Source organism: Zavarzinia sp., from assembly GCF_041650655.1.
Lineage (GTDB): Bacteria > Pseudomonadota > Alphaproteobacteria > Zavarziniales > Zavarziniaceae > Zavarzinia.
Map to the genome: position 1 here is coordinate 1 of NZ_JBAZKR010000075.1, position 18,513 is coordinate 18,513.

Consider the following 18,513-nt stretch of genomic DNA (forward strand, 5'->3'; position numbering starts at 1 on the left):
GGAACGCCGCGGCCTCCGCCTCGTCTGCCTGCCCGCGACCGAGGAAGGCAGGCTCGACCTCGATGCCCTGCCCCGCCTGCTCGACGAGAGGACCAAGCTGGTCGCGGTCACCCATGGCTCGAATGTCACCGGGGCGATCACGCCGGTCGCCGCGGTCGCGGCGGCGGCGCGGGCGGTCGGCGCCGCCCTGCTGCTCGACGGCGCCCAGATGGCCCCCCATGGCCCGGTGGACGTGAAGGCGCTGGGGGCCGATTTCTACGTCCTGTCCGGCCACAAGCTGGGGGCGCCCAACGGCATCGGCGTGCTGTGGGGCCGCTACGACCTGCTCGACCGGATGCCGCCCTTCCTGGGCGGCGGCGAAATGATCCGCACCGTCGGCTTCGAGCGCTCGACCTACGCCAGGCCGCCGCAGCGTTTCGAAGCGGGCACGCCGCCGATCGCCCAGGCGGTCGGCCTCGCCGCCGCCTGCCGCTTTCATGCCGCGATCGATCAGCGGGCCGCCCACGCCCATCAGATGGCGCTGACCGGCCGCCTGATCGAAGGCCTGAAACGGGTCGCCGGCAACCGGCTGCGCCTGATCGGGCCGTCTGGTCTCGATGATCGGCTGCCCCTGGTCTCCTTCACGATCGAGGGCATGCACCCCCACGACATCTGCCAGATCGCCGACCGCCGCGGCGTCGCCCTGCGCGGCGGCCATCATTGCGCCCAGGTGCTGCACGGCCGCTTCGGCGTCGCCGGCTCGGCCCGGGCCAGTCTCGCTCCCTTCAACGACCAGGGCGACATCGACGCCTGTATCGCCGCGGTGGGCGATGCCATGGAGATCCTGCTCGGATGACCGACGACCTCTATCCCCGCGACATGCTGCGCGCCGCGAGCGACACCCGCTTCGCCGGTACCCTGGCCGGTGCCGAGGGCAGCGCCACGCTGGACAATCCCTTCTGCGGCGACCGCGTCGGCTTCGAAGTGACGCTCGATGCCCAGCACCGCATCAAGTCCCTGCGCCATCAGGTGAAGGCCTGCGTGCTGTGCCAGGCCAGCGCCGCCCTGCTCGCCGCCGAGGCAGAGGGCCTGACCTCGGCCGAAGTCGCCGCCATGGGTGACGACCTGCTGCATGGCCTGAAACGCGCCGAAGCGCCGCTGCTGCCCGGCCACCCGGGCTTCGACCTCTTCGCCAGCGTGGCGCCGCACCGGGCGCGCTTCGCCTGTGTGCTGCTGCCCTTCGAGGCACTGGAAGCCGCGGCCAAGGCGGCCGAGTCGGGAAAGATCGCGTGATGGACCCGAACGCCGTGATCGGCGATCTCGCCATCGCCCTCGGCTGCGGTGCAGTCATCGGCTTCGAGCGGGGCTGGAAGCAGCGCAGCCAGGCGGAAGGCAGCCGCCCGGCCGGCATCCGAACCTTCAGCCTGATCGGCCTGGTGGGCGGCATGGCGGGTCTGGGCGACACGGCCACCGGCTCGCCCTGGCCGGTCGCCGCCGCCGTGCTGGCGGTCGCCCTCCTGATCGGCCTCGGCTATTGGCGCGAGGCGGAGGCTCAGGGCGACCTCAGCCTGACCACGCCGATCGCCGGTGTGCTGACCGTGCTGCTGGGCGCGGCCGCGACCTCCGGCTTCGCCCTGCCGGCCGCCATGACGGCCGTAGTGGCGACCGTGATCCTCTCGGTGAAGCCCTTCACCCACAGCCTGCTCACGCGGATCGACGCAACCGAGATGGCGGCGGCGCTGCGCCTCCTGCTGATTTCCGTGGTGGTGCTGCCGGTCCTGCCGAACCAGGGCTATGGCCCCTACCACGCGCTCAATCCCTTCGAGATCTGGCTGATGGTGGTGGCGATCGCCGGCCTCTCCTTCGTCGGCTACCTGGCCATGCGGCTCGGCAACGCCCGGCGCGGCATTCTCTTCGCCGGGATCTTCGGCGGTCTGGTCTCCTCGACCGCGACCACCGTCGCCATGGCGCGCATGACCGGCCGGGAAGCCGGCTTCGCCCCTCTCGCCGCTGCCGGCGCGGTGATCGCCTGGGTGGTGATGGCGGCGCGCGTCCTGCTCGTCTCCTATACGCTCGATGCCGAACTTGGCCTTCGCTTGGCGCCGGCCATGGGGGCCATGGCGGTGATCGGCGTCGTCCTGGCGCTCTGGTTCATGCGCGGCGCCGGGACGACCGCGATGACGCCGGAGGGCCTGGGCAATCCGTTCGAGATCGGCTCGGCGCTTCGCTTCGCGCTGTTCCTGGCGGGGATCATGCTGGCCAGTCAATGGGTGCAGACCGAATATGGCGTCGAGGGCCTGCGCGGCCTCGCCATCATCTCCGGCCTCGCCGATGTCGACGCCATCACGCTGTCGACCGCGCGATCGGCCAGTGGCGGCACGCTGGATATGCTCGAGGCGGCACGGGTGATCGTTCTCGCCGCCGTCACCAACAATCTGGTCAAGGCCGGCATCGGCGCCTTCGCAGGCGGCCGGGGCGTCGCCACCCGCCTGATCCCGACCGCGGTCGCCATGACGGCGGCCGCGGCCGCGGCGGTCTTCCTCTGATCAGTGCCCGAGCAGGACGGGGACGGGCGCCCCGTCCTCAGTGGGCCAGAAGGACGGGGACCGGTGCCCCGTCCAGGATTTCCTGGGTCAGGCCGCCGATCAGATATTCCCGCACCCGGCTGTGGGTATAGGCGCCCATGACGATCAGGTCCGCCTCGTGCTCGATCACGCGGTCGAACAGGGCCTTGGACAGGAGATAGCCCTGGGTTTCGATATTGGCGCTGCGCGCCTCGACCCCATGGGTGGCCAGATAGGCGATGACGCGGCCGAGTTCCGCCCCGTCCACCGCCTTGTCGAAGGTCAGGACGTCGACCGAAACCGCCTGGACCAGCAGCGGCAGCGCGGCGGCGAGCGCCCGCGCCGCCTCGATGCTGCCGTTCCAGGCCAGCACGATGCGGGACGGCCGCTTGCCGGCGGCGTCGGCGCCCTCATCAAGGCCGGGTACCATCAGGACCGGGCGGGCGCTGGACCACAGCGCGCCGGCCAGGCTGTCCGCCTCGCCGCGGCCGACGCTGGCCGGGGTGCGGGCGATCACCGTGACGTCGGCGACCCGGCCACGCGCGGCAATCAGCCGTTCGGTGGCACCGATCATGCTGTCGAAGGAGAGCGAGAAGCCGGCCTTGCGGCCGCGCGGCACATCGGAACAGCCGAGATCGACCAGGACTTCTTCGACCATGGCCTTGACCTCGGCCTTCAGGTCTTCGGCCACCTTCTGGGCCTGGGCGATCAGTTCGGGCGCGAAGGCGACACCGGACAATCCATCGAACACCGGCGGCAGGATCAGCGCCGGATCGAGCTGCGGGTGGAACACTTCGACATGAGCATTGAGATCGCGCGCCAGGCCGATCGCATAGCGAAGCGCCGGCCGGGCGGTCTTCGGCCGCTCGACGGGGACGAGAATCGACTTGTAAGACATGGCAACACCCCGGGGGACGGTCTTGCGGCGAGGTGTCAGGCTCCCCGCCGATGACCGTGGTATCGATTATCCACCATGACTGGCTGATGGCCGACCATCAGGCGGCCGGCATCTTGCCAAGCATGATCCGACAGTAGCGTGCTGAGCCAGCCCGAATCTTGCGCGACCGCAAAGACAATCTCGTCGCAATTGCTGGTCCGGGCAATCGCCTTGACGGCATCGACGAGGGCGAGTGCCGCTCGTTCCGGAAACAGGAGCTCGAGCACTCCCAATGATTGCACCACCAGGACCTGGCGGCCCGAGACAGAAGGCAGCACGCTGTAAGCGAGAAGGCCCCGGATGTAACCATCGCGTTCGGCCGCGACCAATCCCGACTCGTCGTGATCGGCGAAGCGGCGGACCGTCTCGCGCCAGGTTTCGAGGTCGGGCGTTCCGAGGCAGGCATAGGCGAGCGGAAATGCCGCCTCGATCTCGCCTGCCTTCAATGGTGCCACCCGATAGACCGCCGCCATCGCGGAATTCTCCCTGCTCACGGCAGGAAGTATAGCGGGGCGAATTTCTACCGCGTTGAGGTGGATCAAGCGGGTCGGCGGTGTCCGGAAACCTTCACGCGATCAGGTCGTAGGGCGCCCGGTCCTGGTCCCGTTCCTCGATCCCGGCGACTTCGACCAGGGCTTCCATATCGGCGACTTCGACGCCGTGATTGCCCTTGAGGGTGATCACACCTTCGCCCTTCAGCTGGGTGAAGGTGCGGCTCACCGTCTCGGTGGTCAGGCCCAGATAGTCGGCGATGTCGCCCCGGGTCATGGGCAGGTCGATCGGGCTTGCGGCAGCGCCGCGGCGCACCGCCCGGTCCGAGAGCGAGAGCAGGAAGGAAGCGATCCGCTCGCGCGCCGTCTTGCGGCCGAGCAGCACCATCTGATCCTGCGCCGCCATCAGCTCGTTCATGGTGAGGCCCAGCATCTGGCGCTCGATCTTGGGCAGGTCGTCCGACAGGCAGCGGAGCTGGGAACGCTGGAAGCGGCAGAAGGTGACCGGCGTGATCGCCGTAGCGCTATAGGCATAGGTGCCGCCGCGCGAGAGCCCGATGAAATCCCCCGCCCCCATGAAGCCGGTGATCTGGCAGCGCCCGTCGGCCAGCAGCTTGAACACCTTGACCATGCCGGAGCGGAGATTGAACAGTTCGGTCGCCGGGCGGCCTTCTTCGATGAAGGTGGTGCCGGCCTCGACCCGCTGGTCGGACATCAGGGCGGCGAGACGCGCCAGTTCCTCGGTATCGAGGGCGCTGCACATGTTGAAGCTGCGGGCTTCGCAGTGCCCGCAAGTGTCCGAGTCCGGGTGCAGGCGGCGCCCGCCCCGTGCAGAGTCGCCGGAAGGGACGCCCGACGAACCCGATGCCTCCGCCTTCACCTTAGCCATCACCAACCCCATGTTCCGCGGCACAGGCCGACGGCGCGAAACAATATTAGAGTAAAAGTCCCACGACCGCGGTAACAATCGTTGACCTGCGTCAATGCGCGTCGCCTTCCGCGCGCGTCTGTGGCGCAATGGTGTCGTCGGGGCAACGGTGTCGGGCGTGACGGATCCGCAGGGCGAAGTTTTGGCATTCCTGGGCGACCCTGCGACCTGGGGCGGCGAGCCCGTACACCGCATCGACACTTCCTGCGCCGCGGTCTTCCTGGTCGGCGCCCGCGCCTACAAGATGAAGCGCGCCGTGAACCTCGGCTATCTCGATTTCTCGACGGTCGAGCTGCGCCGGCGTTTCTGCGATGCCGAACTGAGCCTCAACCGGCGGACCGCGCCCGAACTCTATCTCGGCATCGAGGAAGTGACGCGGCGTGCCGACGGCAGCCTCGGCCTCGGCGGCGAGGGCGAGGCGATCGAACCCCTCGTGGTGATGGAGCGTTTTCCCGACAATGCGCTGGGCAGCCGGGCACTGGCCGAAGGCCGGGTCGACCGCGCCATGGTCGAGGACCTGGGCCGCCGCCTGGCCGCCTATCACGCCGACTGTCCGGTGAAACAGGCCCCCGCCGCCGGCATGATGCCCCTGCTCGAGAGCTGCATCGCGCCGTCCCTGGCGATCGCGCCGATCGTGCCCACGGCGCGGATCGAGGCGGTGATCGCGGCGATCGCCCAGGCGTTCCGCGAGACCGGGCCGACCGTTACTGCGCGCGCCGACGCCGGCTGGTGGCGGCGCGTCCACGGCGACCTGCACCTGGGCAACCTGTGCCTGTTGGGCGACCGGCTGGTACCCTTCGATGCCCTCGAATTCAACGACACCCTGGCCAGCGCCGACGTCCTCTACGATCTCGCCTTCCTGATCATGGATCTGCGCCGGAACGGGCGGGGCGACTTGGCGCTCGCGCTGTTCGACGCTTATGGCGATTGCGGGCCGGGCGGACCTTCCCTGATCCCGGGCTTCATAGCCCTGCGCGCCCTGATTCGCGCCTTCGTCGCCCATGCCACCTGGAAGCTCGCCACCGGCAATCCACCGCCGCCGCTCGCCGCGATCGACGTCTATCTGAGCGAGGCGGAACGCAGCCTGGCCGACGTGACGCCCCGCCTGGTCGCGGTCGGCGGCCTGTCCGGCACCGGCAAATCGACCCTGGCGCGAGCGCTCGCCCCCCTGCTGGGCCCGGCGCCCGGCGCCGTGCACTTGCGGACCGATGTTCTGCGCAAGCAGATGTTCGGCGTCGCCGAGACCGAGCCGCTGCCGCCCGAAGCCTATGACCCCGGGGTGAGCGGCAAGGTCTACGGCCTGCTGCTCGACCAGGCGGCGACGGTCCTGGCCACCGGGCGGAGCGTGATCGTCGACGGCGTCTTCGCCCGCGAGCCGGAGCGCCGCGCCGCCGCCGATGCCGCCACTGCCGCCGGCCGTGGTTTCGCCGGGATCTGGCTGGATGCCCCCCTCGCCCTGCGGCAGAGCCGCATCGACGGCCGCAAGGGCGACGCCTCCGACGCCACGGCCGAAGTCGCGGCGGCGCAGGAAGGTTACGACCTCGGCCGCATCGCCTGGCACCGGCTGCCGGCCCAGGCGGGCGTCCCCGCCCTGGCCGCCCTGGCGCTGCGCGCCGTCACGGGAGAGGCGGTTTCAGGGGACCAGGACGGCCGCCCCCTGTAGCCGGCCGGCGCGGAGATCGCCCAGCGCCTCGTTGGCGCGGTCGAGCGGATAGGGCACGGTCACCGTATCGAGGCGGATGCGCCCGGCCAGCGCCATGAAGGCCTCGCCGTCGGCCCGGGTCAGATTGGCGACCGAGCGCAGCACCCGCTCGTGCCACAGGATCTCATAGGGAAAACTCGGGATGTCGCTCATGTGGATGCCGCCGCAGACCACGGTGCCGCCCTTGTCGACCTGCGAGAGCGCGGTCGGCACCAGATTGCCCACAGGGGCGAAGATCAGGGCGGCGTCGAGCACGGCGGGCGGCGCCTGGTCCGAACCGCCAGCCCAGACGGCGCCCAGGCGGCGGGCGAAATCCTGGGCGGCGACATCGCCGGACCGGGTGAAGGCATAGACCTCCTGCCCCTCCGCCACCGCGACCTGGGCGATCAAGTGAGCGGCCGCGCCGAAACCATAGATGCCGAGCCGCCGGGCCGGTCCCGCCATGGCCCAGGTGCGATAGCCGATGAGCCCGGCGCAGAGCAGCGGCGCCGCCTGGACGTCGTCGTAAGCTTCGGGGATCGCCAGCACGAAATCGGCGTCCGCCACCACCTCGTCGCCATAGCCGCCGTCCCGCGTGCAGCCGGTGAACAGGGCGCGTTCGCACAGATTCTCGCGCCCGCGCCGGCAATAGTCGCAGGTGCCGCAGGCCCAGGCCAGCCAGGGCACGCCCACCCGGTCGTCCAGCTTCCAGCGGGTCACCCCGTCCCCCAGCTCGATCACCCGGCCGACCACTTCGTGGCCCGGCACGACCACGTCGTTCCGTACCGGCAATTCGCCGTCGACCAGATGGAGGTCGGTCCGGCACACGCCGCAGGCCCCGACCTTGATCCTGATGCTGCCGGCGGGCAGCGCCGCCCGCGCCCGCTCGCAACGGATCAGCGGCCGCCCCGGACGCTCGGACACCATCACCCGATAAGCCATGCCATCGACCACCTTTCGCGTTTTTCGGGATCATGCGACGGCGGCCGAGGAATTGCGAGCCACTCGTAGTTCGCCGCAGCGCGGTATCAAATTACCGCAGCGCGCCACAGGATTTGCTTGTCACACGGCGGTCACGGCAACAGCCTAATGTCTGGCGTCGCCTCTGTAACATGCGATGACCCAACAAGTTGGGAGGGTTCTCCACTATGACCGACAAGACCTTGTCCGCCGCCGCTGCGTTCAACCGGCGCATCCTGCTGAAGTCGGCCGCCGCGGCCGGCGTCGCGGCCGTCGCCGCCCCCTATGTGGCGCGCCGCGCGCTGGCGTCGTCGGGCGAAGTCCGCGTCTTTGCCTGGTCCTCGCACTTCCCTGCCGAGCTTCTCAAGAAGTTCGAGGCCGACACCGGGATCAAGGTGGCGCTGACCGAATATGGCACCAACGACGAGCTGCTGAACCAGCTCAAGGCCGCCAACGGCGAAGGTTTCGACGTGATCATGCCGACCGTCGACCGTGTCTCGAACTATGTCGAGCTGAACCTCGTCGCCGCGATCGACGAGAAGAAGCTGAAGGTCGACAACATGCTGTCCGGCCCGGCCGCGGGCACCGCCGGCAAGGCGGGCGTCGGCACCGGTGCGCGCTACATGTCGCCGGCCGACTGGGGCACCGAGGCGATCCTGTTCGACAAGAAGAAGGCGCCGATCTCCTACGGCTTCTCGCTGGGCGACCTCTGGAAGGACGAATACAAGGGCAAGGTCAGCGTGCGCGGCCATTCCGCCCTCGCCGGCATCGGCCGCTATCTCGACGCGCAGGGCAAGCTGCCCCATCCCTTCCTCGACGGTTTCGCCGACGAGGCCAAGATGAAGGCGATCTGGGACGAGATCCTGAAGTTCGCCGTCGCCCACAAGGCGAGCATCGGCCAGTTCTGGTCGAACGGCAACGAAGCGACCGCGGCCTATGCCGTGAACGGCTGCATCATCGGCCAGAACTGGGACGAGACCGCCGCCGCCCTGATCAAGGACGGCAAGGACGTCGGCTACCTGGCCCCGTCCGAAGGTGCCTTCGCCTGGCTCGAAGGCTTCTGCCTGACCTCCAAGGCGAAGAACGTCGACCAGGCCTATGCCTGGATGAACTGGTTCCTGGAGCCGAAGAATTCGGCCGACTATGTCGCCCCCCTGGCCTTCAACCCGGTGGCCAAGGGTGCCGACAAGTTCCTGCCCGAGTCGGCCTCGAAGTTTTTCGCCGAAGCCTATCCGAAGGACGCGCTGGACAAGCTGTGGTGGTGGCCGGCCCAGGCGGCCTGGTATGTCGCCAAGCGGAACGAGTATCAGGACCGTTACCTGGCGGCCTGATCGAACGCCGGGCCTACCCCTCCCCCCTCGCCCCCTTTCCAGGGGCGAGGGGGCCAGTTGTATTTTCTCGCCCCGCCCGCGGGGAGGGAGACAGGGTGAGGGGATGGGCACGCCTATTTGCAGTCGAGTGAGGCCCCGATGACCGCCGATGTCGAGATCGATCACGTCACCATGCGCTTCGGCGATTTCGTGGCGGTGCGCGACGCGACCCTGACCATCAAGGCGGGCGAATTCTTCTCCTTCCTCGGCCCGTCGGGCTGCGGCAAGACCACCCTGCTCCGCCTCGTCTCCGGCTTCATGGAGCCGACCGAAGGCAGGATCCTGATCGGGGCGAAGGACATGCGCGGCATCGGCCCGAACAAGCGGCCGACCGCGATGATCTTCCAGAACCTGGCCCTGTTCCCGCTGATGTCGGTCGCCGACAACATCGCCTTCGGCCTCGAAGTGCGGGGCATGGGCAAGGCGGAAAGGCGCAAGCGCGCCGACGAACTCCTCGACCTGATCGCCCTCTCCGGCCAGGGCGACAAGAAGGTCTCCGAACTCTCGGGCGGGCAGCGCCAGCGCGTCGCGATCGCCCGCGCCCTGGCCGTGCAGCCTGACGTGCTGTTGCTGGACGAGCCGCTCTCGGCCCTCGACCTCAAGCTCCGCCAGCACATGCGGGCGGAGCTTCGGGCGATCCAGAAGCGGACCGGCGTCACCTTCATCTACATCACCCACGACCAGGGCGAGGCGCTGGCCATGTCCGACCGGGTCGCGGTGATGCGCGCCGGCGAGATCGAGCAGGTGGCCGATCCGGTCACCCTCTACGACCGGCCGGAAACCGATTTCGTCGCCGGCTTCGTCGGCGAGATCAATCGGATCCCGGGCCGCCTGACAGCGCGGGAAGACGGCACCGTGGTGCTGGAGACCGCCTGCGGCCCGCTGCGCGCCCGCCTCACGCGGGAGCCGCCGGCCGGTGCCCCCCTCGCCCTCTTCGTCCGGCCGGAACGTCTGGTGCTGGGCGATGGCGGCGGCCCCAACGCGGTCACCGCCACCCTGGCCAGCAGTTCCTTCGAGGGCGCCAATATCCATCTGGTCTCGACCCTGGCCGATGGTTCGCCCTTCCTGGTCCAGGTCGCCAATGCCGGCGTGCCGGTGGCCCTGCACCCCGGGCAGAATTTCACCGTCTCCTTCAAGGTGGAGGATGCGCTGGCCCTGCCCCAGGGGGCCGCGGCATGAGTGCCCTGTTCCGCCGCCATGGCTGGCCCTTGGGCCTTGTGATGCTGTTGATCGTCGCCTTCTGGATCGTCGTCCAGGTGGTGCTGCCGCAGCTCCTGATGATCGATTTCTCGTTCCGGCCGAACCTGCTGCCGGACGAAATGGGCGGCCCCAAGGATGTCCTGACCCTCACCAATTACGAGACGCTGTGGGCGAACAGCGTCCACTTCGGCATCTTCGTGAAGACCATCGTGGCATCGGCCGCAGTCACCCTGCTGACCCTCGTCGTCTGCTATCCGATCGCCTTCCACCTCGCCTATGAGCTGAAGGGGCCGAAGGCGGCAAGGCTCATGCTGGTCCTGGTGATCCCCTTCTGGATCAACGAGATCCTGCGGACTTTCGCCTGGTACATCGTGCTGGCCTATGCCGGGCCCTTGAATGCCGTACTGGTCGCTGTCGGCATATTGGACGAGCCGATGCGCTTCCTCGATGGCAATGGCGGCGTCATGGTCGGCATGGTCTATGCCTACCTCCTGTTCATGGTCTTCCCGCTCTACAATGCGATCGAGAGCCTGGATGTCGCCCAGGTCGAAGCGGCGCGGGACCTGGGCGCCACCTGGGCGCGGATCCACCGCCGGGTGGTGATCCCCCATGCCAAGCCGGGCATCGCCACCGGCTGCATCATGGTCTTCATGCTGGCCGCCGGCTCCTATGCCGTGCCCGCCCTGCTGGGCTCGCCCAACAGCCGCTGGTTCACCGAGATCATCTACAACTGGTTCTTCGAGGGCGGCAACTGGAACCAGGGTGCGGCCTATGCCTTCATCCTGCTGCTGCTCTGCGTCGGCTTCATCTTCGCCATGATGAAGACCTTCCGCGTCAGCCTCGGGGAGTTGACGCGATGAACGGCGCCAAGACCTCGCCCCTGATGCGCGCCTATCTGGTGCTCTTCCTCTCCTATCTGTTCCTGCCCCTGGTGATCATGGGCGCGGCCACCTTCAACGACAGCCGCTTCCCGACCGTCACGCCCTGGGTCGCCTTCACGACGAAGTGGTTCGACGCCCTCTTCGCCGACGGCAAGATGTGGGATGCGCTGGTCTCCAGCCTGATGATCGGCGCCGGTGTCGTCCTCCTCGCGGTGCCGACCGGGATCGCCGCCGCGCTGGTGCTCCAGTCGGTGCACAAGAAGGCGCGCACGCTGCTCTACGGCGTCATGGTCTCGCCCCTGCTGACGCCGGGCGTGATCATCGGCATTTCGACCCTGATCTTCTGGCGCGAGCGTTTCGGCGTCGGCGGCGGCCCCCTGCTCACCGTGATCGCCCAGGCGAGCTTCATCTCGGGCTATGTCATGCTGATGATCGCGGCAAGGCTGGAACGCTTCGACCGCACGCTGGAAGAGGCCGCCCTCGACCTGGGTGCCACGCAGGGCAAGGTGTTCCGCCGCATCACCCTGCCCTATCTGGCGCCCAGCCTGATCGCCGCCGCCTTCCTGGCCTTCCTGCAGAGCTTCGAGAATTACAACACCACGATGTTCGTGCGCGGCACGGACACCACCCTGACCGTCTATATCGCCTCCAAGGTCAGGACCGGCGTCACGCCGGCGGTGAATGCCCTCGGCCTGATCCTGATCGGCCTCACCATCCTGGGCGCCGTGGTCTACGAGTTGCGGCGGCGGAAGACGAGCCCCGTCTGAGCCCCCCTTGCGGAAAGGGGTGGAGGGGACGCATCATCCCGGCCCTGTCTGTGAAACCCTGGGCTCGGAATGGAAGACCTCGTCGCCGGCATAGCGCCGGCCCGGATCGCCGCCATGCTGGCGGAAGAAACCGCCCGCTTCGTCGCGACGCATCCGAAATCGGCCGCGCTCGGGGCCGAGGCGAAGGCCCATTTCCCCGACGGCGTGCCGATGCACTGGATGACCGATTGGGGCACGCCCTTCCCCCTCTTCGTGCGCGAGGCGCGGGGGGCGAGCCTCACCGATGTCGACGGCAACCGCTACCGCGACTTCTGCCTGGGCGATACCGGCTCGATGTTCGGCCATTCGCCGGATCCCATCCTGAAGGTCCTGGCCGAACAGGGTGGCCACGGCCTGACCTATATGCTGCCGACCGAGGATGCCGTGGTCGCCGGCCGCCTGCTGGCGGAGCGTTTCGGCCTGCCCTTCTGGCAGGTCGCCTCGACCGCGACCGACGCCAACCGCTTCGCACTGCGCTGGGCCCGGGCAATCACGGGCAGGCCCAAGATCCTGGTCTTCAACGGCTGCTATCACGGCACGGTGGACGAGACTTTCGTCCGCCTGGACGACGCGGGCCGGCCGATCCACCGCCCCGGTCTGCTCGGCCAGGTGGCGGACCTGACGCAGCTCGCCAAGGTAGTCGAATTCAACGACCTGCCGGCGCTCGAAGCGGCGCTCGCGGAAGGCGACGTCGCCTGCGTGATCACCGAACCGGCGCTGACCAATATCGGCATGGTGTTGCCGCACGAGGGCTTCATCGAGGGCGTGCAGGCGGCCTGCCGGGCGACCGGCACGCTTTTCCTGATCGACGAGACCCATACGATCTCGACCGGTCCCGGCGGCTGGACCCGGGCGCATAACCTCTCGCCCGATTTCTTCGTCGTCGGCAAGGCGATCGCGGGTGGCGTGCCCTGCGCCGTCTGGGGCTTCACCGCCGAAGTGGCGGACGGCATGGCGCGCGCCCGCGCCGCCGCCGGCCCCGGCCATTCCGGCATGGGCACCACCTTGTCCGCCAATGCGCTCGCACTGCGGGCGCTGCGCGCCAATCTGGAACAGGTGATGACGCCTTCTGCCTATGGCCACATGCTGGCCATGTCGGCAGGCCTCGCCGACGGGCTTCGCCATGTCATCGGTGCGCGCGGCCTGCCCTGGCATGTCTCGGCCGTGGGGGCGCGGGCCGAATTCGTCTGCGGTCCCCTCCCGCCCCGGAACGGGGCCGAGGCGGCCAAATCCATGCAGGGGCCGCTCGAAGCCGCGATCCACCTCTATCTGATGAACCGGGGGGTGCTGATAGCACCCTTCCACAACATGACCCTGACCTGTCCGGCGACCACGGTCGACGACGTCGACCATCTGGTCGCCACCGTCGCCGCCGCCTGCGACTGCCTGCTTGCCGGAGCCCGATCTTGACCACCCGCCATCCCGCCGCCACCGACGGCGCCGAGGCCGAAGCTTTTTTCGCCGCCAATCCCGATATCACCGCCGTGCAGCTCGTGCTGACCGACACGAGTGGTGTCGCCCGCGGCAAGACGGTGCGCGCCCATGAGCTGGCCTCGGTCTATACCAACGGCCGGCCCCTGCCCTGCTCGATCCTCGGCCTCGACATCACTGGGGCCGACGTCGACGAGACCGGCCTCGTCTGGGAAGAAGGCGACGCCGACCGCCTGGCCTTCCCCGTGCCCGGCACGCTGAAGCGGGCACCCTGGCTGACACCCGCCACCGCCCAGGTGATCCTTTCCGTCTATCATCTCGACGGCCGGCCGGAAGAGGCCGATCCCCGCCACGCCCTGGCCCGGGTCGTGCAGCGTTACCAGGACCTGGGACTGACCCCGGTTGTCGCCGCGGAACTGGAATTCTATGTCGTCGATCCCAAGCTCGGGGCGGACGGCATGGTGCGCCTGGCGCGCTCGCCCCTGACCGGGCAGCAGCTCGTGACCACCCAGGTCTATGAACTCAATGCGCTCGAGGAATTCGGCGGCTTCCTCACCGAACTGCAGGCCGCCTTCGAGGCGCAGCACCTGCCGGCCGAAACCGCGATCAGCGAATTCGCCCCCGGCCAGTTCGAGATCACCCTGCGCCACCAGCCGGACGCGATGAAGGCGATCGACGATGCGATCTTCTTCAAGCGCACGGTGCGCGGCGTCGCCCAGAAGCACGACCTCATCGCGACCTTCATGGCCAAGCCCTTCACCGGGCGGACCGGCTCCGGCCTGCATATCCATCTGTCGCTGAACGGCGGCGACGGCCGCAACGCCTTCGCCTCGGAAGATCCGGCCGGTCCGCCCCTGATGCGGCACGCGATCGCCGGCCTGATCGAGACCATGCCGCAGGCGACCGCGATCTTCGCACCCAACGCCAATTCCTACCGCCGCTTCCGCCTCGGCTCCTATGCCCCGATCGCGCCCTGCTGGGGCGTCAACAACCGTTCGGTCAGCGTGCGGGTGCCGATCGGGCCTGCTTCGAGCCGCCATATCGAGCACCGCGTCTGCGGCGCCGACGCCAATCCCTACCTCGCCTGTGCCGCCGTCCTGGCCGGCGTGCATCACGGCATCACCGAGAAACTGACCCCGCCCGCGATCGTCGAGAAGGACGGTTATGCCGAGACGGCGGAACGCCTGCCGACCCAATGGGCCGACGCGATCGCCGCCTTCGAGTCGTCGGACCTGATGCGCGACTATCTCGGCACCCGCTATGCCGAAGTCTTCTCCGCGATCAAGAAGGCGGAACTGGACCGCTTCCACGCCCAGGTCTCCGCCCTCGATTACACGTGGTATCTGCGCAATGCCTGAAGACGGCTGGTAGCGGTGGGCGCCGCTTTGCGCCAAAACGGGATTAATATCCGATTTGCCGCAGGGCCTCGCCATGACTGCACCCGCCAGTTGAGATAGTGTCGGGGGACGTTGCCGGTGCCGGTTCGGCCCGGCGTTTCCAGTCGGTATCGCGGGGGCGGGCAATGCGTGGATTGAACAAGACTCTGGTCGCGGGGGCGGCCTGTGCACTTCTCGCGGCTTGCGGCGGCGGTTCCAAGTCGTCGACCACCTCGAACAGCACCACGCCGCCGGCCCCGATCACCTCGATCCTCGAGACCCTGCCGCGTGACGGCAGCCTGACCACCGGCACCGGGCGGCAGTTCTCCAATTCGGCGATCAACGGCACCGTCCATGTTCCGGCCTCAGGCTGCCTGCTGCTGATCTGCACCACCCCGGCGCATGACGAATTCCCCTTCGACTTCCAGATCGCCTCGATGGCCAAGGCCAATCCGGGTGCCGCCGCGGGCAGCGCCGGGGCGGACGACCTGAAGCTGGTGGTCACCGGCGGCACCAATTCGACCGGCGGCACCAAGACACTGTCCGCCCTGTTCACCGATTGGGCGACCGCCAACTCGCTCCTGACCGGGGTCAAGACTTCGACCGACAACGGCGCCGTACTGTCTGGCTTCGATGCCACCGACTACACGCCGATCGCCGGCGGGCATATCCAGGCCGTGGTGATCGACGCCAGCGCCACGGTGCCCAATCTGACCTACATGGGCTTCGCCTATTGGACCGCGACCGACGTCGATCCGACCGACCCGACGAAGAATCAATTCATCGTCTCCGGCGGCTCGGCCTTCGCGCGGAGCGGCTATGGCACCAGCCCGGATCTCGCCACCATCGCCGGCCTGCCGGCCTCCGCCACCTACCTCGGCAAGACGGTGGGCACGCAGGTCTTCCCGGCCTCGAACAGCGTTGCGCTGATCGCCGGCGACTTCTCGCTGACTGCCAATTTCGGCACCGGCGCGGTCTCGGCCCAGATCACCAACCTGAAGCGGATGGACGGCAGCACGCCGGCCGGCACCCCCCTGCCCAATATCACCTTCACGGGCGCCAGCCTCAGCGCGCCGACCGCCACCATCTCCGGCAGCGGCGGCACCGGCATGACCACGCAATATGGCACCACGACGCCCGACGGGCCGACGGCGCTTCTCGGCGCCTTCTACGGTCCCAAGGCCGAGGAGGCGGGTGGCACCTGGTTCGTTTCGGGCAGCAACCTGGTTCCTGGCAGCACGTCCAACACCCAGTTGAGCGGGGCCTTCGGGGCAGTGCGCTGACGGCGCCAGCCCGCAGGACGGCAGAAGCAGCGGCCAGACCGGCATGACATCCAGGATCCTGCTCGCCGCCACACTGCTGGCGGCGGGCGTCCTCTTAGGGCGACCGGCCGCGGCGCTCGACGGTGCCGTGCCGCTGCCGCCCGAGGGGGCACCGGCGCCCGTCGCCGCACCCGCCGAACCGACGGAAGAGCAGCTTCAGACCGAGGCGGAATTCCGCCAGGGCCTGCTCGCCGTCGCTGCCGGCCAGTATGACGATGCCGCCCAGATCTTCGACGACATCCTGGCACGCGATCCCGACCTGGTCCGCGTCCGCCTGGAGCTGGCCCGCGCCCTGTTCCTGGCCGGCGACCAGGACGACCGCGCCCGCTTCCAGTTCGAGCGCGTGCTGGCCGGCGACCTGCCGGAGGCGGTGAAGCAGAATGTCGAGCGCTTCCTCGACGCGATCCGCCAGCGCCGGAGCTGGACGCTCGAAGCGGAAGTGGCGATCGTGCCGGACAGCAACATCAACGGCGGCGCCAACAGCCGCGAAGTGAACATCGGCGGCCTGCCCTTCTTCCTGAACGAATCCTCGGCCAAGAAATCGGGCGTCGGCCTGCTGACCTCGGTCAACGGCAGCTATCGCTTCAACCTGCCGGGACGCTGGCGCTTCCAGACCCAAGGCGCTTACAGCCAGCATTCCTACGACGACAGGCAATACGACGATTCGATCCTGTCCTGGGGCGCCGGGCCGCGCTATCTGTTCGAACGGGGCGAGATCGGCCTCGCCTTCGTCGGCTATTACCGCTGGCTGGGCCTCGATCCCTACAGCATGTCGCTCGGCGCTCAACTCACCGGCAATTATCTGCTCACCCGCCGCCTGCGCATCGAGGCGACTACCCGCATCGCCGAGGTCAGCAGCTATCTGCCCGGCGGCCGCGAAGGCCCGACTTATGACGCCAGCCTGACGCTGCGCTACGCGCTCAGCCCGCGCGTCCTCGTCTATGCCTCGGTCGACACCCTGCGGGAGGATTTCGACGCCGCGGCCCTGGCCGATACCACGGCCGGCGTTTCCGCCGGCATCTATGGCGACCTGCCCTGGGGCTTCTCCGCCGGCGCCTCCTACCGCTATGGCGAGACCGATTACGACGGCGTACAGCCGATCTTCAACACGGATCGCAAGGACACGAACTGGCAGGTCTCGACCACCCTGCTCAACCGCAAGATCAACGTCTGGAAAGTGACGCCGATCTTCCGCTACACCCATGTGAACAACCAGTCGAACCTCTCGATCTACGAATATTCCCGCGACATCTATGAAATCGGCCTGACCAAGGAATTCTGAGCCCGCGGCAAATTCCCCCATAGAGAGAATTTAATTTGATTTTTCCCTTATTTAGGGAAACCCTGTCCCTGTCTGTGAATAGATGCGCAGGGGCAGTGCCATGAAGCCGATTTCCGCCGGGGCGATCGTCGCCGCCACGATTTTGACCGCAGGCTGCGGCGGGGGTGGCGGAGGTGGGAACACCGCTTCGGGACCGCTGCCCGTGGTGAAGCCGCTCCTCCTCACCCAGTTGCCGACCGTCGGCACCTGGCGGAACGTGGCCGCGGCTCAGGTCGCTACCGCCTTCATCGGCGGTTCCGTGCCCGCCTCCGGAAGCTACCCCGGCTATACGTTCGACTTCTCGACCGCGGCCCTGAGCCAGACCTCCTCGACCGGCACCGACCTCGGCCTCCGGCTCGGCGGGCCGACCGGTAGTTCGCCGCAGTTGACCGCGCAATTCCACGACTGGGACACGTTCGACGAAATGGAGCCCGGCCTGGTCGCCTCGTCGAGCACCAGCGCCTCGTTCAGCAATGTGTCCGCCGCCGACTACCCGCGCCCCGCCGGCGCCACCCTGAGCGCCCTGTTCTTCGACGGCACGGGCACGGCCGCCCTCTCCTTCATGGGCTTCGGCTATTGGGCCGTCTATGACGACTATGGCGCGGCGGGCGAACAATTCGTCGCCCAGGGCGGCGGCGCGATCGGCAGCGTCAGCCCCAATCTCTCGACCATCGCCAGCCTGCCGGCCACCGCCACCTATCGCGGCGTCACCATCGGCGCCATGGTGCTGGACGGCGACCCGCTCGCCATGCTCGGCGGCTCGATCCGTCTGAATGCCAATTTCGGTACCGGCCAGATGGACGCGGCCATTTCCAACATCAAGCTCTACGACGGTACCACGGTGACCCCCGGCCTGCTGCCTGCCGGCATCACCTTCGCCAACGCCACGATCGACAGGCCCACGGCCAGTTTCGCCGGCTCGACCAGCGGCACCATGACCGCCACCTTCGACGGCGTGGCACCCAACGGCGGCGCCACCCTGACCGGGCAGTTCTATGGCCCCGTCGCTCAGGAGGCCGGCGGCACCTGGGCGATCTCCGGTACCAACCTGGGCCCTGCGGGCAACCTGGAAGTCTCGGGTTCTTTCGGCGCCGTGCGCTGAGGGGTCAGACCGAGCCCGGCCGCTCCACCACCAGGATGCGGGCCGGGCCCACGGGGCGGGCGACATGTTCCGCCCCGACGCCGGCATGGGCGATCATGCCGGCGGTCATGCGGGTCACCTGCTCTTCCCCGGCCGTATCCTTCCAATACATGTCGACCACGCCG

17 protein-coding genes are annotated in these 18,513 nt (G+C 68.5%); 13 read left to right on the forward strand and 4 right to left on the reverse strand.

The window, feature by feature from the left end; translation table 11 throughout:
* The 3 genes from WC493_RS16060 to WC493_RS16070 form a co-directional block, all read left to right on the forward strand.
* On the forward strand, positions 1 to 835 hold an 835-nt coding region (locus WC493_RS16060; RefSeq protein ID WP_373066542.1), incomplete at its 5' end, for an aminotransferase class V-fold PLP-dependent enzyme.
* The gene (locus tag WC493_RS16065; RefSeq protein ID WP_373066543.1) at positions 832 to 1,272 is read left to right on the forward strand and encodes an iron-sulfur cluster assembly scaffold protein; all 441 of its coding nucleotides are present in this window, start codon (positions 832 to 834) and stop codon (positions 1,270 to 1,272) included. The genes WC493_RS16060 and WC493_RS16065, both read left to right, overlap by 4 nt.
* The gene (locus WC493_RS16070) at positions 1,272 to 2,525 is read left to right on the forward strand and encodes an MgtC/SapB family protein (protein ID WP_373066561.1); all 1,254 of its coding nucleotides are present in this window, start codon (positions 1,272 to 1,274) and stop codon (positions 2,523 to 2,525) included. The genes WC493_RS16065 and WC493_RS16070 overlap by 1 nt, the downstream gene beginning before the upstream one ends.
* Positions 2,526 to 2,562: 37 nt before the next feature.
* On the opposite strand, the gene WC493_RS16075 is transcribed toward WC493_RS16070, so the two are convergent.
* From WC493_RS16075 to WC493_RS16085, 3 genes are all read right to left on the reverse strand, one after another.
* On the reverse strand, positions 2,563 to 3,441 hold the full coding sequence (locus WC493_RS16075; protein ID WP_373066544.1) for a universal stress protein: 879 nt from the start codon (positions 3,439 to 3,441) through the stop codon (positions 2,563 to 2,565).
* A 35-nt stretch (positions 3,442 to 3,476) separates the two neighbouring features.
* On the reverse strand, positions 3,477 to 3,953 hold the full coding sequence (locus WC493_RS16080; RefSeq protein WP_373066545.1) for a hypothetical protein: 477 nt from the start codon (positions 3,951 to 3,953) through the stop codon (positions 3,477 to 3,479).
* Positions 3,954 to 4,047: 94 nt separating this feature from the next.
* Positions 4,048 to 4,860 carry a Crp/Fnr family transcriptional regulator gene (locus WC493_RS16085; RefSeq protein WP_373066546.1) on the reverse strand — a complete coding sequence of 271 codons (813 nt, stop codon included), beginning with the start codon at positions 4,858 to 4,860 and terminating at the stop codon, positions 4,048 to 4,050.
* Positions 4,861 to 5,017: 157 nt separating this feature from the next.
* Between WC493_RS16085 and WC493_RS16090 the strand changes: the two genes are divergently transcribed.
* Positions 5,018 to 6,562 (forward strand): AAA family ATPase, encoded by a 1,545-nt coding sequence (locus tag WC493_RS16090; RefSeq protein ID WP_373066548.1) that lies wholly within the window; start codon positions 5,018 to 5,020, stop codon positions 6,560 to 6,562.
* On the opposite strand, the gene WC493_RS16095 is transcribed toward WC493_RS16090, so the two are convergent.
* A complete protein-coding gene (locus WC493_RS16095) occupies positions 6,533 to 7,522 on the reverse strand; it encodes a zinc-dependent alcohol dehydrogenase family protein (RefSeq protein ID WP_373066549.1) in 990 nt (329 codons plus the stop codon). The genes WC493_RS16090 and WC493_RS16095 overlap by 30 nt on opposite strands.
* A gap of 206 nt (positions 7,523 to 7,728) precedes the next feature.
* Here WC493_RS16095 and WC493_RS16100 point away from each other — a divergent pair, with 206 nt between their 5' ends.
* The 9 genes from WC493_RS16100 to WC493_RS16140 all read left to right on the forward strand — a co-directional run bounded on the left by WC493_RS16100 (position 7,729) and on the right by WC493_RS16140 (position 18,349).
* A complete protein-coding gene (locus WC493_RS16100) occupies positions 7,729 to 8,871 on the forward strand; it encodes an extracellular solute-binding protein (RefSeq protein WP_373066550.1) in 1,143 nt (380 codons plus the stop codon).
* A 138-nt stretch (positions 8,872 to 9,009) separates the two neighbouring features.
* Complete coding sequence (locus WC493_RS16105) at positions 9,010 to 10,089, forward strand: ABC transporter ATP-binding protein (RefSeq protein ID WP_373066551.1); 1,080 nt, start codon at positions 9,010 to 9,012, stop codon at positions 10,087 to 10,089.
* A complete protein-coding gene (locus tag WC493_RS16110) occupies positions 10,086 to 10,970 on the forward strand; it encodes an ABC transporter permease (protein ID WP_373066553.1) in 885 nt (294 codons plus the stop codon). The genes WC493_RS16105 and WC493_RS16110 overlap by 4 nt, the downstream gene beginning before the upstream one ends.
* On the forward strand, positions 10,967 to 11,758 hold the full coding sequence (locus WC493_RS16115) for an ABC transporter permease (RefSeq protein WP_373066554.1): 792 nt from the start codon (positions 10,967 to 10,969) through the stop codon (positions 11,756 to 11,758). Before WC493_RS16110 ends, WC493_RS16115 begins: the two co-directional genes overlap by 4 nt.
* Before the next feature lie 69 nt (positions 11,759 to 11,827).
* Positions 11,828 to 13,207, forward strand: a complete 1,380-nt coding sequence (locus WC493_RS16120; protein ID WP_373066555.1) for an aspartate aminotransferase family protein — start codon at positions 11,828 to 11,830, stop codon at positions 13,205 to 13,207.
* Complete coding sequence (locus WC493_RS16125) at positions 13,204 to 14,586, forward strand: glutamine synthetase family protein (protein WP_373066556.1); 1,383 nt, start codon at positions 13,204 to 13,206, stop codon at positions 14,584 to 14,586. Before WC493_RS16120 ends, WC493_RS16125 begins: the two co-directional genes overlap by 4 nt.
* 164 nt (positions 14,587 to 14,750) lie before the next feature.
* Entirely contained in the window at positions 14,751 to 15,887 is a 1,137-nt protein-coding gene (locus WC493_RS16130) for a transferrin-binding protein-like solute binding protein (RefSeq protein ID WP_373066558.1), read from the forward strand.
* A gap of 43 nt (positions 15,888 to 15,930) precedes the next feature.
* Positions 15,931 to 17,208, forward strand: a complete 1,278-nt coding sequence (locus WC493_RS16135) for a surface lipoprotein assembly modifier (protein WP_373066559.1) — start codon at positions 15,931 to 15,933, stop codon at positions 17,206 to 17,208.
* Positions 17,209 to 17,308: 100 nt separating this feature from the next.
* Positions 17,309 to 18,349: a transferrin-binding protein-like solute binding protein gene (locus WC493_RS16140; RefSeq protein ID WP_373066560.1), complete on the forward strand. Its 1,041-nt coding sequence runs from the start codon at positions 17,309 to 17,311 to the stop codon at positions 18,347 to 18,349.
* The last annotated feature ends 164 nt before the right edge of the window (positions 18,350 to 18,513 follow it).

Bases quoted from the DNA above. Each gene is read 5' to 3' on its own strand.
- WC493_RS16065 (WP_373066543.1), top strand. From the start codon at position 832: ATGACCGACGACCTCTATCCCCGCGACATGCTGCGCGCCGCGAGCGAC.
- WC493_RS16070 (WP_373066561.1), top strand. From the start codon at position 1,272: ATGGACCCGAACGCCGTGATCGGCGATCTCGCCATCGCCCTCGGCTGC.
- WC493_RS16075 (WP_373066544.1), bottom strand. From the start codon at position 3,441: ATGTCTTACAAGTCGATTCTCGTCCCCGTCGAGCGGCCGAAGACCGCC.
- WC493_RS16080 (WP_373066545.1), bottom strand. From the start codon at position 3,953: ATGGCGGCGGTCTATCGGGTGGCACCATTGAAGGCAGGCGAGATCGAG.
- WC493_RS16085 (WP_373066546.1), bottom strand. From the start codon at position 4,860: ATGGCTAAGGTGAAGGCGGAGGCATCGGGTTCGTCGGGCGTCCCTTCC.
- WC493_RS16095 (WP_373066549.1), bottom strand. From the start codon at position 7,522: ATGGCTTATCGGGTGATGGTGTCCGAGCGTCCGGGGCGGCCGCTGATC.
- WC493_RS16100 (WP_373066550.1), top strand. From the start codon at position 7,729: ATGACCGACAAGACCTTGTCCGCCGCCGCTGCGTTCAACCGGCGCATC.
- WC493_RS16105 (WP_373066551.1), top strand. From the start codon at position 9,010: ATGACCGCCGATGTCGAGATCGATCACGTCACCATGCGCTTCGGCGAT.
- WC493_RS16110 (WP_373066553.1), top strand. From the start codon at position 10,086: ATGAGTGCCCTGTTCCGCCGCCATGGCTGGCCCTTGGGCCTTGTGATG.
- WC493_RS16115 (WP_373066554.1), top strand. From the start codon at position 10,967: ATGAACGGCGCCAAGACCTCGCCCCTGATGCGCGCCTATCTGGTGCTC.
- WC493_RS16120 (WP_373066555.1), top strand. From the start codon at position 11,828: ATGGAAGACCTCGTCGCCGGCATAGCGCCGGCCCGGATCGCCGCCATG.
- WC493_RS16130 (WP_373066558.1), top strand. From the start codon at position 14,751: ATGCGTGGATTGAACAAGACTCTGGTCGCGGGGGCGGCCTGTGCACTT.
- WC493_RS16135 (WP_373066559.1), top strand. From the start codon at position 15,931: ATGACATCCAGGATCCTGCTCGCCGCCACACTGCTGGCGGCGGGCGTC.
- WC493_RS16140 (WP_373066560.1), top strand. From the start codon at position 17,309: ATGAAGCCGATTTCCGCCGGGGCGATCGTCGCCGCCACGATTTTGACC.